This window comes from Bradyrhizobium sp. CCGUVB1N3, from assembly GCF_024199925.1.
In the GTDB taxonomy this organism is placed as follows: Bacteria; Pseudomonadota; Alphaproteobacteria; order Rhizobiales; family Xanthobacteraceae; genus Bradyrhizobium.
Window position 1 is genome coordinate 9,294,726 of the sequence record NZ_JANADR010000001.1, and the last position, 13,068, is coordinate 9,307,793.

At 63.8% G+C, this 13,068-nt stretch carries 11 protein-coding genes; 9 read left to right on the forward strand and 2 right to left on the reverse strand.

Annotation, left to right across the window (positions count from 1 at the left end; translation table 11 throughout):
- Positions 1-385: 385 nt before the first annotated feature.
- On the forward strand, positions 386-3,709 hold the full coding sequence (locus NLM33_RS43870; RefSeq protein ID WP_254106158.1) for an adenylate/guanylate cyclase domain-containing protein: 3,324 nt from the start codon (positions 386-388) through the stop codon (positions 3,707-3,709).
- 21 nt (positions 3,710-3,730) lie between these two features.
- Entirely contained in the window at positions 3,731-4,411 is a 681-nt protein-coding gene (locus NLM33_RS43875; RefSeq protein ID WP_254104712.1) for a peroxiredoxin-like family protein, read from the forward strand.
- Here NLM33_RS43875 and NLM33_RS43880 read toward each other — a convergent pair.
- Positions 4,408-5,250: a uroporphyrinogen-III synthase gene (locus NLM33_RS43880; protein ID WP_254104713.1), complete on the reverse strand. Its 843-nt coding sequence runs from the start codon at positions 5,248-5,250 to the stop codon at positions 4,408-4,410. The two genes, NLM33_RS43875 and NLM33_RS43880, sit on opposite strands and share 4 nt — an antisense overlap.
- A 139-nt stretch (positions 5,251-5,389) precedes the next feature.
- On the opposite strand from NLM33_RS43880, the gene purU reads away from it, so the two are divergent.
- On the forward strand, positions 5,390-6,253 hold the full coding sequence (purU, locus tag NLM33_RS43885; RefSeq protein WP_254104714.1) for a formyltetrahydrofolate deformylase: 864 nt from the start codon (positions 5,390-5,392) through the stop codon (positions 6,251-6,253).
- A gap of 56 nt (positions 6,254-6,309) precedes the next feature.
- On the opposite strand, the gene NLM33_RS43890 is transcribed toward purU, so the two are convergent.
- Positions 6,310-6,594 carry a hypothetical protein gene (locus tag NLM33_RS43890; protein WP_254104715.1) on the reverse strand — a complete coding sequence of 95 codons (285 nt, stop codon included), beginning with the start codon at positions 6,592-6,594 and terminating at the stop codon, positions 6,310-6,312.
- Between the two features lie 527 nt (positions 6,595-7,121).
- On the opposite strand from NLM33_RS43890, the gene NLM33_RS43895 reads away from it, so the two are divergent.
- From NLM33_RS43895 to NLM33_RS43920, 6 genes are all read left to right on the forward strand, one after another.
- Positions 7,122-8,300, forward strand: coding sequence for an ABC transporter substrate-binding protein (locus NLM33_RS43895; protein ID WP_254104716.1), 1,179 nt, complete (start codon positions 7,122-7,124; stop codon positions 8,298-8,300).
- Positions 8,301-8,437: 137 nt separating this feature from the next.
- Positions 8,438-9,307 carry a branched-chain amino acid ABC transporter permease gene (locus tag NLM33_RS43900; RefSeq protein WP_254104717.1) on the forward strand — a complete coding sequence of 290 codons (870 nt, stop codon included), beginning with the start codon at positions 8,438-8,440 and terminating at the stop codon, positions 9,305-9,307.
- A gap of 9 nt (positions 9,308-9,316) precedes the next feature.
- On the forward strand, positions 9,317-10,345 hold the full coding sequence (locus NLM33_RS43905; RefSeq protein ID WP_254104718.1) for a branched-chain amino acid ABC transporter permease: 1,029 nt from the start codon (positions 9,317-9,319) through the stop codon (positions 10,343-10,345).
- Entirely contained in the window at positions 10,342-11,097 is a 756-nt protein-coding gene (locus NLM33_RS43910) for an ABC transporter ATP-binding protein (RefSeq protein ID WP_254104719.1), read from the forward strand. The genes NLM33_RS43905 and NLM33_RS43910 overlap by 4 nt, the downstream gene beginning before the upstream one ends.
- A complete protein-coding gene (locus tag NLM33_RS43915; protein ID WP_254104720.1) occupies positions 11,090-11,806 on the forward strand; it encodes an ABC transporter ATP-binding protein in 717 nt (238 codons plus the stop codon). Before NLM33_RS43910 ends, NLM33_RS43915 begins: the two co-directional genes overlap by 8 nt.
- Before the next feature lie 78 nt (positions 11,807-11,884).
- Positions 11,885-13,003: a cobalamin-independent methionine synthase II family protein gene (locus NLM33_RS43920; protein WP_254104721.1), complete on the forward strand. Its 1,119-nt coding sequence runs from the start codon at positions 11,885-11,887 to the stop codon at positions 13,001-13,003.
- Positions 13,004-13,068: the final 65 nt, after the last annotated feature.

The window sequence follows — 13,068 nt, forward strand, 5'->3', positions numbered from 1 at the left end:
CGATGACGGGTTTCACGGCGATTCCCTGCCCTTATTATTTGTTCTTTCTGTTCGTCAGCGTAGTGCCGGCGATGCGCGTGTCAATCGACGCTGTCGCATGCCGCCATGCTCGCCGACGACAGGCGACGTGCCATGCGTTGCATTCCCGCCGAGCTTCCGAATGTTGCATCGAATTGCCGCGGCTGAGAGCGGCGCGCTGCATGCGAGGCCACCTTTGTCCCAGAGCACCCGCAGCATCAGCTCGCTGTCCGGCCCGTTTCGTGGAGGGATAGACGAGCCGCCGCTTGCTCTTCCGGCGCGCCGAGCCCATTCTGGTCCACCCTCTGGACCCATTCGGCAGGGTCCAGGGGATCGCGCCATCGCGGCTTCCGCGAGGTCTTGGGCCATGAAGTGCTCGGGTTGCGGTTTCGAGGTTCAGAGCGGCTTTGCCTTCTGCCCGAAGTGCGGCACGAAGCAGCCGAACGCGTGCCCTGGCTGCGGCTTTCCATGCGCGCCGGATTTTTCGTACTGCCCGAAGTGCGGCGCTCTCGTCTGTGAGGCCTCCCAAGGCGGCGGGCAGGCATCGGTGCGTACGAGCCCGATGACACCCTCAATCAGGTCATCCTCGCCACCGCTCGTTTCGACGGCCGAGGCTCAGCACGCGTTTCGACCGCAGGCGGATAAAATCGACAGCGAAGCAAATCGGCGCACCATCACCGTGCTGTTTGCCGATCTCAGCGGCTTCACTTCGATGAGCGAGCGGCTCGACCCCGAGGTCATGCAGACGCTTCAGAATGAACTGTTTGAGGAGCTGACGGCCGCGGTGCAAAGCTTTGGCGGCTTCGTGGACAAGTTCATCGGCGATGCGCTGCTTGCTCTGTTCGGTGCGCCAGCCGCGCATGAGGACGATCCGGAGCGGGCGGTCCGCTCCGCCCTCGACATGATCAGCCGGACGGCGCGCCTCAGCGAGCGCGCGAAGGCGTATGCCGGTTCACCGCTGCTGCTCCATGTCGGTATCAACACCGGGCACGTCGTTGCGGGCGAGCTAGGCGTAGGTGTTGCCAAATCCTATTCAGTAACGGGCGACACGGTGAATACCGCCCAGCGATTGCAGTCGATGGCGTCTCCGGGCGAGGTGCTGGTCGGACCGTTGACCCACCGTCTGACGCGGCATGCGTTCTCCTACGACTCGCTTGGCGAGGTCTCGCTCAAGGGCAAGATGGGCAGCGTTCTGGTTCACCGTCTGAAGGCGGCGCTCGAGGCGCCCCGTGCGGCACGAGGCCTCGACACGCTGGGTCTCAATGCGCCGTTGATCGGCCGCGACGCCGAGCTTGCCCGTTTGGTCGCCAGCCTTGACCGGGCGTGTGGCGGCGCGGCTCAATTGGTGCGGCTGGTCGGCGAAGCGGGTATCGGGAAAACGCGCCTGGTCAACGAATTCGGCGCCCGCATCCGCGATGAGGATCCCTTCGCGGGCGTGGCGATCCGGCAGGCGGTCTGTTCGCCGCTGGGCGAACAATCCTACGGCACACTCGCAGCCGTGCTGCGCAGCGCCTATGGCATCACGCAGAAGGCCGGCGCCGCAGAGGCGGAGGCGAAGCTTGCCGAAGCGCTGTCGGAGCTTGGCCTCGCGGCCGAGGAGGCGGACCGACTGATGCCCCTTTATCTGCACGTTCTTGGCCTCGGCGACCCCAACGCCGTGCTCAGGCATGTCGAACCCGAACAGCTCCGCCGACAGATCTTTTTCGCGATCCGCACCGTCTTCGAACGCCGCCTCGCCTTGTCTCCGCTTCTGATCATCGTCGAGGACCTGCATTGGGCCGATGCGGTGTCGCTTGAAGCACTGCGATTCCTGATGGACCGGCTGGAGCGGACGCGGCTGATGCTGCTGTTCACACATCGGCCAATGCTCGAGCTGGATCAGTTCGGTTCGAGTCGGATCAGTCACACGACCCTTCGGCTGTCTCCGCTCGGCGATGCTGACGGACAAAAACTGCTCGCGGCCTACTTCAGTCATGGTTGGCGTGAGGCGCCGGGACGTCTGTTCGGTCGAATCCTCGAGCGCGCGAGCGGCAACCCGCTTTTCCTCGAGGAAATCATACGCGGCCTCATTGAAGCCGGCGCCCTGGAGCGTGATGGTGCGCAGTGGCGGATGAAGTCGGATGAAGCCGCTACCGATATTCCGGCAAGCGTTCAGGCGCTGTTGCTGGCGCGCCTGGACCGGTTGCCGCATGAGGTGCGCCGCCTGGCTCAGGAGGCTGCGGTGATCGGTCCGCGCTTTGATGCGGCTGTTCTCGGTGCGACGGCAACCGAGCGGGCGAGGGTCGAAGCAGGGCTCGAACATCTGTGCGACGCCGAGATCATCGAGGAGGTCGCGGGCTCGAACTCGATGTCGCTGCGATCCTACCGCTTCACGCAAACCATGCTTCAGGACGTGATCTATCAGAACCTGCTATTGCAGCGACGGATCGAGCTCCATGGTCGGATTGGTGCCGCTCTGGAGCAGCTCTATGGCAATGAGCCCGAGCGGCTCGAAGATCTCATCTTGCTTGGACACCACTTCAGTCTGAGCGCAAGCAAGCCGAAAGGAGCGCGTTATCTGCGCGCGGCCGGAGATCGCGCGCGGGCAAGCTATGCCAACGACGATGCCCTTCGTTTCTACCAGCAGTCGCTCTCCGTGCTGTCGACCGGTAGCGAAGGGGAGCCGGAGTGCCTGGTCCTGTGCGAGCGCATCGCGGACCTCTGTCGCGTGGCCGGCCGCCGAAGCACAGCCGAGGAGCACTACCAGAGTGCGCTGGAGGGGCATCGCACCGCAGGGGACCGCATCGGCGAAGCGCGAATTCTTCGCAAGCTCGGCCGATTGTTGTGGGACGCCGGCAAGCGCATCAAGGCAGAGGCGCACTATACCGAAGCGGCTGACCGGCTTGGCGGTATCGAGGCGCCGATCGAGTGGGCGCACCTCCTGCAAGAACGCGGCCGCCTTGCGTTTCGCATGGGCGATCACGACGCTGCCGCGAGATGGGCAGACGAGGCGCTCGGCTATGCGCGGTCCGTGTCGGCGGACGCGGACGGGCAGGCCGGGCTCGAGGCGGCGCGCGCCATTGCGGAGGCGCTCAACACCAAGGCGGTTGCGCTGGCGCGGCTTGGACGGCACCAGGACGCGGTGCGCGAGGTGGAGCAAAGTGTCGCGGCAGCGGAAGCCGCTGGCCTCCTCAACGCAGCCTGTCGCGGCTACACCAACCTTGGCGTGCTCTATACGATCGTCGACCCGGCGCAAGCCATGGAGGTCTGCCGGCGCGGACTCGGTGTCGCGCATCGCATCGGCGATCTCGGCTTCCAGGCGCGTCTCCTCGCCAATTTTGCCGTCGCCTGTTGTACCTTCACCGACAGATGTACCGACGAGGGAGTGCCGGCTGCCGAAAAGGCGGTCGAGATCGACCGTGCGCTCGATCAGCGCGAGCATCTCCCGGTGCCCTTGATCGTTCTTGGGCAGATCCATCAATGCCATTTCCGCCCCGATCAGGCTGCCCGCTGCTACGGCGAGGCCATCGAGGTGGCGAGCGAGACCGGTGAGCCGCAGCAGCTCTTTCCGTGCTATGATGGTCTTGCGACACTGAACCTCGATCGAGGCGACATGCCCGAGGCAGAGCGGTATTTCGCGCTGGCCCAGGATGTCTGCGCCCGGCACGGGCTCGATCCCGCAGGGCTGATCGTACTGCCATTTCTTGACTAGCCAATGTGAGGGAGTTCAATCATGTCAGACCGCCATGTCGATGGACCACTTCAGCCCGGCGATCGCGCACCGAGCATCGTGCTGGACGCCATTACGCGCGAAGGAAAGATCGCGCTCGACGATTATCGCGGGCATAGTCCGATATTGGTCGGCCTGTTTCGTGGCTTGCACTGCCCGTTCTGCCGGCGCCATATCGCGGCGCAGGCGCAGCTTGACGGCGCGCTGCGCGGGAAGGGCATCGAGAGTCTCACGGTCGTCAATACGCCGATCGACCGGGCCCGGCTCTACTTCCGCTATCATCCACTGCCCAACCTGCTGGCCGCGTCCGATCCCGAGCGGGTCTCGCACCGCGCGTTCGGCCTGCCCAATCTGGAGTTCACCGAGAAGGAAACCGAGTGGCCGCGCAAGGTGGGCATGGACGTGATCTTGAGCATGCCGGTCGACATGCCCGGCGAATTGCCCGAGCCCATGAATCGGCCGACGGCTGCGCAGTATCTCAACAGCAAGGATGGTTACGAGATGACGGAGGTCGATCAGCGCATGGCGGCAAGCGGCACGGGCCAGCTGTTCGGCCAGTTCCTCCTCGATCGGGAAGGGATCGTGCGCTGGACCTTTACCGAGGTGCCTGACGGTGGCCAGCGCATGTTCGGGATGCCCAGCCCTCAGGAGCTGATGTCGGCTGCCTCGCAGGTGGCAGGCTAACGCACTGCAATCTGCGGCTTCCTCTCCGCCAGCGCCGCAGCCATCGCGGAGATCAGCGGCCGCATGAAGTAGGCGTCCTCCGCCGGCACGATATCCGGGCGCAGGCCGTGTGCGGCGAGCTCGCCCGTGACCGCGGGCCCTACGGAGGCGATCAGCGTCCGCTTCAGGCCTTCCCGCAAGCGCTCCTCGCCGTCATGCGCCTTTGCGGCTTCGATCAGGCGGCGGACCTGGCCGAGATTGGTCAGCGCGATGGCATCGATCCGCCCCTCCGCCATGTCGTCGATCGCGGTGACGATATTCGCATCCGCCGCCTTCGGATCGTAGACGTAGGGCAACACGCTATCGACCTTGGCGCCTTGCGCCTCGAGCGAGCCGATCAGCGTGCCGTGATCCTTGTCGGGATAAAGCTGAAGCCCGAGCCGATGCCCCCTGAGATCGAACTTCGCTAGCATCTCGATGACGCCCTCGGTGGTCGGCTTCTCCGTGGTCTGCTGCGAGTCCAGCCCGACCTCGCGCAAGGCGCGCCCCGGCTTCGGCCCTCGGGTGAATTTTCGCGATTTGGCGAGCGCTGCGACAAACGCCTGGTCGATCCCGCGCTCGCGCGCAAGCTTCATCATCCGCCGCAGGCCTTCACCGGTCATCAGCACCAGGTCGTCGAACGGCTTGTCGATGGCGCGTCGGATCCAGGCCTCGACCGGCGCCGGGTCCGGCGCGTCGTGAATGGCGAACATCGGGCATTGCACGACATCGGCGCCCTGTTCGGCGAGAAGTTTGGAAAATTGGGCCTCCTCGCGCGTTTCCAGGATGAGGATGCGGTAGCCGTTCAGCCGGTCAGCCATGGTCGAGCCTCGGTTTGGAATTGCAATGTTACGTTCATCCTGACTCCGGACTTGGGATTGGCGCAAGGCCGGCTCCGGTGATAGAGCAGGACGCAATTCGGCCTGTTCCGTATCGTTTACCCAAACCTTCATCAAGCTCATGCCCGACCATCAATATGTTCTGACGCTTTCCTGCCCGGATCGCCCCGGCATCGTCTCGGCGGTGTCGACCTTCCTCGCCCATAACGGACAGAACATTCTCGATGCCCAGCAGTTCGACGACATCGAGACCAAGAATTTCTTCATGCGGGTGGTGTTCACGGCGGCCGATCTCGCCGTCGAGCTGTCGGCCTTGCAGACCGGTTTCGCCGCGATCGCGGAGCGCTTCGGGATGGAGTGGCAGATGCGCGACCGCGCGGCGCATCGCCGCGTGATGCTGCTGGTGTCGAAGTCCGACCACTGCCTGGTCGACATCCTCTACCGCTGGCGGACCGGCGAGTTGCCGATGACGCTTGCAGCAATCGTCTCCAACCATCCGCGCGAGGTCTATGCCGGGCTCGATTTCGGCGGCATCCCGTTCCACCATCTGCCGATCACCAGGGAGACCAAGCGCGAGCAGGAGGCGCAAATCCTCGATCTCGTCGCCAAGACCGGGACTGATCTCGTGGTGCTCGCCCGCTACATGCAGATCCTGTCGGACGATCTTTCTGCAAAGCTGTCGGGGCGCTGCATCAACATCCACCACTCATTCCTGCCTGGCTTCAAGGGCGCGAAGCCTTACCACCAGGCCCATGAGCGCGGCGTCAAGCTGATCGGTGCGACCGCGCACTACGTTACGAGTGACCTCGACGAGGGCCCGATCATCGACCAGGACGTCGAGCGCATCAGCCATCGCGACACACCCGAAGATCTCGTCCGCAAGGGACGCGACATCGAAAGGCGCGTGCTCGCGCGTGCGATCCGCTACCATTTGGACGACCGCGTCATCCTCAACGGGCGCAAGACTGTGGTGTTCGTGGATTAGTCGGCCGTCGTTCCGGGTTCGATGCTGACGCATCGCCCCGGAATGACGATTTGTGCCTAATGCACCGCGGCGCCTGACGTCGCGCCCGTGACGCCTTTCTGCGCCTGTTCTTCTTTTTCGCGATCCGCGGCCGGCATCATGCGCTTGCGTTCGCGCTCCTTCATCCAGGCGTCGTATTGCGGCGTGCCGGCGCGCGGAGGGGCGTCGGCCGGCAGGCCGCCGGCCCAGTGTGGAACATACTCGCCCATCCCTGCGGAGAGCTTCTCGTTGACCGTGCCGCAGCCGGTCAGCCCGACAGCGAGCGCGAGGAGGATCAGAAGAGAGCTGAAACGTTGCGGCATTGTAAGTGGGCAAGAAAATTGGAACGGGTTAGCCGGAGCTCGGCTGGAGTTGGCGCCGGGAGACTAGCCATCAACAAGGTAAAATAGACTTATTCGAGATAGGTAACCTGTTACCAAGTCCGAGCCGGCTGGAAACTCCCGGATGTACAAATTCTCCAAAAGAAAGACGAAATCCTCCATCCACGCCACGCATCCGATTTCTAGACTGCCGTTAGGGGCTCGCGACAATCTGGCTTGGTCGTCGACGGGCTTTTTCGTTGACAAGTCCATTTTATTTGTACAAGCGTACAAATCGATGCGGTCGAGATCGGGGTGCTCCGTCAGTCACCTCGACGTAACCGCGACGTCGCCGCTGGCAGCCCGAACGCGCGGTTTGCGCCGAATGGTCGCCAAACGTCCGATTGACAACAGGGGCGCGAAAGACGCCATGTGGCCGCCGCCACATGGTCCGGTCTGAGTTATGGTGAGGCAAGAGCCGGGCACTCGGTTCAGGGCGCAAGAGAAGGAAGAAGGGGAGGGACATTTTGATGTTCGGACGTCACAGATTGTCATGGGTCACCACGCTCGCGGCCGTCGCAGGCCTCGTGGCTGCCATGCCTGCCAGGGCGGAAGATACCGTGAAGGTCGGCCTGATTCTGCCGATGACCGGCGGCCAGGCCTCGACCGGCAAGCAGATCGAGAACGCGATCAAGCTCTACATGCAGCAGAAGGGCGACACCGTCGCCGGCAAGAAGGTCGAGATCATCCTCAAGGATGACGCCGCGATCCCGGACAAGACGAAGACCGCCGCGCAGGAGCTGATCGTCAACGACAAGGTCAATTTCATCGCCGGCTTCGGCGTGACGCCGGCGGCGCTTGCCGCGGCGCCGCTCGCGACGCAAGCCAAGATTCCGGAAGTCGTGATGGCGGCCGGCACCTCGATCATCACCGAGCGCTCGCCCTATATCGTGCGCACCAGCTTCACTCTGGCGCAGTCCTCCACGATCGTCGGCGACTGGGCGGTGAAGAACGGCATCAAGAAGGTCGCGACGCTGACCTCGGACTACGCGCCAGGCAATGACGCGCTCAACTTCTTCAAGGAGCATTTTGTCGCCGGCGGCGGCGAGGTGGTCGAAGAGGTCAAGACGCCGCTCGCCAATCCCGACTTCGCTCCGTTTCTCCAGCGCATGAAGGACGCAAAACCCGACGCGATCTTCGTGTTCGTGCCGGCCGGCCAGGGCGGCAACTTCATGAAGCAGTATGCTGAACGCGGCCTCGACAAGGCCGGCATCAAGGTGATCGGACCGGGCGACGTCACCGACGACGACCTCCTCAACAACATGGGCGATGCCGTGCTCGGCACCGTGACCGCGCATCTCTACTCTGCGGCGCATCCCTCGCCGATGAACAAGGATTTCGTTGCGGCCTACAAGAAGGCCTTCGGCAACCGGCCGGGCTTCATGGCCGTGAGCGGCTATGACGGCATCCATTTGATCTACGAGGCGCTGAAGAAGACGAATGGCGACACCGACGGCACCAAGCTGATCGAGGCGATGAAGGGGCAGAAGTGGGAGAGCCCGCGCGGCCCGATCTCGATCGATCCGGAGACCCGCGACATCGTGCAAAACATCTACATCCGCAAGGTCGAGAAGGTCGACGGTGAGCTCTACAACGTCGAATTCCAAACGTTCGAAGCCGTCAAGGATCTCGGTAAGACCAAGAAGTGACGCGCGAAAGCGCGTCATCCCGGGGCGCGCTTAGCGCGAACCGGGGATCTCGAAATTGTTGAAATGAGATTCCGGGCTCAGCGCTCGCTCGCGCTGTCCCGGAATGACGAGTACTGATCAAGGTTCACTCACTCCCGATGACCGCAATCCTCACCAACCTGTTCGATGGCGTTGCCTACGGCATGCTGCTGTTCGTGCTCGCGTGCGGGCTCGCGGTCACGCTCGGCCTGATGAACTTCGTCAATCTCGCTCATGGCGCCTTTGCGATGACCGGCGGCTACATCTGCGCCGTGCTGGTCAACCAGCAGGGTTGGCCGTTCTTCGCAGCACTGCCACTCGCCTTTGTCTCCGCCGCCGTGATCGGCATCGCGCTGGAGCGAACGCTCTACCGCCACCTTTATACGCGCAGCCATCTCGACCAGGTGCTGTTCACGATCGGTTTGACGTTCATGTCGGTCGCCGCCGTCGACTACGTCATGGGATCGTCGCGGGTGTTCATCAATCTGCCGGCGGCGCTCCAGGGCCAGTTCGACTTGTTCGGCGTCGGTATCGGTCGCTACCGCCTGATGATCATCATCATCTGCGGGCTTCTCACCATCGCGCTCCAGCTCGTACTGGCGAAGACCCGCTTTGGCAGCCGCCTGCGCGCTGCCGTTGACGATCCGCGCGCCGCGAGCGGCCTTGGCATCAACGTGCCGCAGGTGTTCGCCTTCACCTTTGCGTTTGGCTGCGGCCTCGCAGGCCTCGGCGGGGCGCTGAGCGCGGAGATCCTCGGGCTCGACCCGTATTTCCCGCTGAAGTTCATGATCTACTTCCTGATCGTGGTCACCGTCGGCGGCTCATCCTCGATTACCGGTCCATTTCTGGCTTCGCTGCTGCTCGGCATTGGCGACGTCGCCGGCAAATATTACGTGCCGAAGATGGGCCCCTTCGTGATCTACACCATGATGATCGTGATCCTGATCTGGCGCCCGAATGGCCTGTTCGGCCGCACGGCTGCGCGTTGAGTTGAGCCGATGAACGCTGCATCCGACGTCGGTTATCACGCCCAGCGACATGCGCGCTGGCACTATGGCGAAGTTGCCTTCTGGCTCATCGTGCTGGCCTGCGGCTTCGTGTTTCCCTCGCGTTACCTGATCATGACCGACATCGTGCGGCTTGCGCTGTTTGCGATGTCGCTCGATCTGATCCTTGGCTATGCCGGCATCGTCTCTCTCGGTCATGCCGCCTTCTTCGGCGTCGGGGCCTATGGCGCGGGGCTTCTTGCGCTGCACGGGATCATCAACGAGCCCGTGATCGCGCTCGTTGTCGCCGGTCTTGCGGCGATGGTGCTGGGGTTTGCCACCAGCTTCCTCGTCATCCGCGGCGTCGACCTGACCCGTCTCATGGTGACGCTCGGCATCGCGCTGCTGCTTGAAGCGCTCGCCGAACGCTTCTCCAACGTCACAGGCGGCACCGACGGCCTGCAAGGCATCGAGATGCAGCCGATCTTCGGAACGCTTGCCTTCGACATGTTCGGCAAGACAGGATTCTTCTATTCGGTCGCCGTCCTGTTTGTTCTGTTCCTGCTCGCGCGCCGCATCGTGCATTCACCGTTCGGCCTGTCGCTGCGCGCGATCAAGAACAATCCGCTGCGGGCGGCCGCCATCGGCATCCCCGTCAACCGCCGCCTGATCGCGATCTACACGCTCGCCGCGTTCTATGCGGGGATTGCGGGCGCGCTGTTCACCCAGACCACGGCGATCGCCTCGCTCGACGTGTTCGCCTTCGAGCGCTCCGCCGATCTGATGCTGGTGCTCGTCATCGGCGGCACCGGCTATCTCTATGGCGGGCTGATCGGCGCGGTCATATTCCGCATGCTCCAGGAATGGTTCTCGACCATCACCCCGCAATACTGGCAGTTCTGGATCGGCCTCGTGCTGGTCGTGATCGTGCTGGTCGGCCGCCAGCGGCTGCACCGCTGGGTGCTCTTCGTGCCGAACCTGATCATCAAGCAGATTGCCGGTCGCAAGGCGGTCGTCGCCGTGCCGGAGGGCGACGCATGACCATCGCGCTCGAAACCCAAAATCTCGAAAAGCAGTTCGGCGGCCTGCGCGTGACGCGCGACCTGTCGCTCAAGATCGAGCAGGGCGCTCGCCACGCCTTGATCGGTCCGAACGGCGCCGGCAAGACCACGGTGATCAACCAGCTCACCGGCGTGCTCAAGCCGAACTCGGGGCGCATCCTGCTTGAAGGCCAGGACATCACCGATCTGCCCGTGCACAAGCGCGTGCTGCGGGGCCTGTCGCGCACCTTCCAGATCAACCAGCTCTATCCCGACCTGACGCCACTCGAAACCATTGGGCTAGCGGTCTCCGAACGCCTCGGTCATGGCGGCGACTGGTGGCGGCGGATGGGCACCCGTGACGACGTCAATGGCGAGATCGCCGAGCTCCTCAAGCACTTCCATTTGCTCGACGTCATGAACGAGCAGACCGTGACGCTGCCTTACGGCAAGCAGCGCCTGCTCGAGATCGCGGTCGCGATCGCTGCCAAGCCGCGCGTGCTGTTGCTGGATGAGCCCGCCGCCGGCGTGCCCGAAAGCGAGCGCCACGACATCCTGGCCGTGGTCGCAGCGCTGCCCCGCGACGTCACCGTGCTCCTGATCGAGCATGACATGGATCTCGTCTTCTCCTTCGCCGACCGCATCTCGGTGCTGGTTTCGGGCGCGCTGCTCACCGAGGGCCCGCCCGACCAGGTCGCGCGCGATCCGCAGGTCAAGGCCGTCTATCTCGGCGAGGAGGCGGTCAATGTCTGACCTGCTCGCAATCGACTCCTTGCGCGCCGGCTACGGCGAGGCGGTGGTGCTGCCCAACATGTCCCTGCGCCTTGCCGAGGGGAACGTGCTGGCGCTGCTGGGCCGCAACGGCACCGGCAAGACCACGCTGATCAACTCCATCGTCGGCGTCACCCGACGCTTTTCCGGCTCGGTCGGGCTCGCCGGCATCGACGTCACCTCGCTGCGGCCCGACCAGCGCGCGCGCGCCGGCATCGGCTGGGTGCCGCAGGAGCGCAACATCTTCCGCTCGCTCACGGTGGAAGAGAACATGACCGCCGTGGCCCAGCCCGGCCCATGGACGGTCGAGAAGGTCTACGAGATGTTTCCGCGGCTGAAGGAGCGGCGGAGCAATTTTGGCAACCAGCTCTCCGGTGGCGAGCAGCAGATGCTGGCGATTGGCCGCGCGCTGACCCTCAATCCCAAGGTCCTGTTGCTGGATGAGCCGACCGAGGGGCTTGCGCCCATCATCGTCGAGGAGCTTCTGAAGGCGATCGGGACCATCACCCGGGCCGGCGGCATCTGCTCGATCATCGTCGAGCAGAACGCGCAAAAGATTCTGGGGCTTGCCGACCGCGTTGTGATATTGGAGCGCGGAACGATCGTCCACGACGCCCCGAGCGCCGCGCTGAAGGCCGACCCGTCGGTCCTCGAGCGCCATCTCGGCGTCGCCGGGGCGGCCGCCCATTAGCCTGTCCGACGCGTTCTCTTCACGCGAACCGGTACCCACTTCGCTTGAAAACGCTATTGAAAATTCGGGAGTGAACCAATGCAGCGAACCAAAGCCCCCTTCCGCGCCGACGAGGTCGGCAGCCTCCTGCGCCCGCCGAAGATCAAAGAAGCCCGCGCGAAGCTGGAGAAGGGCGAGATTTCGGCCGATGATCTGCGCAAGATCGAGGACATGGAGATCGAGAAGGTCGTGCACAAGCAGGCCTCGATCGGCTTGAAGCTCGCGACCGACGGCGAATTCCGCCGCTCCTGGTGGCATTTCGACTTCCTGGCGAAGCTCACCGGTTGCGAAATGTTCCACCCGGACACGGGCATCCAATTCGCGGGCGTCGAGACGCGGCATGATGCTGTGCGCGTGATTGGCAAGCTCGACTTCCCCGATCACCACCCGATGCTCGACCACTTCAAGTTCCTGAAGAAATATGCCGACCAGGCCCACGTCACCGCCAAGATGACGATTCCCTCGCCGGCGGTGCTGCATTTCCGCGGCGGCCGCAAGGCGATCTCCAAGGACATCTATCCCGATCTCGATGCGTTCTACGAGGACCTCGGCAAGACCTACCGCAAGGCAGTCAAGGCGTTCTACGACGCCGGCTGCCGCTATCTCCAGTTCGACGACACCGTGTGGGCCTATCTCTGCTCACAGGACGAATTGAAGAAGGCGCGCGAGCGCGGCGACAATCCGGATGGTCTCCAGCAGACCTACGCGCGCATCATCAACTACGCGCTGGCCGAGAAGCCCGCGGACATGGTGGTGACGACCCATGTCTGCCGCGGCAATTTCCGCTCGACCTGGATCTCCTCGGGCGGCTACGAGCCGGTCGCCGAGACCATGCTCGCCGGCACCAACTACGACGGCTACTTCCTGGAATATGACTCAGACCGCGCCGGCGGCTTCGAGCCGCTGCGCTTCCTGCCCAAGGGCAACAAGGTCGTCGTGGTCGGCGTCATCACCTCGAAGTTCGGCGAGCTCGAGAAGAAGGACGACATCAAGCGCCGTCTGGAAGAGGCCGCCAAGTTCGCGCCGCTGGAGCAGCTCGCGCTCTCCCCGCAGTGCGGTTTTGCTTCGACGGAGGAAGGCAATATCCTCTCCGAGGAGGAGCAGTGGGCGAAGCTCAGCCTCGCGGTCGAGATCGCCAAGGAAGTGTGGGGTAACTGAGCTCCGCGCGGTCCGGCGCGTGAGTGACGGCGAGTCCTCACCACATCTTCGGTGTCGTCCCGGCG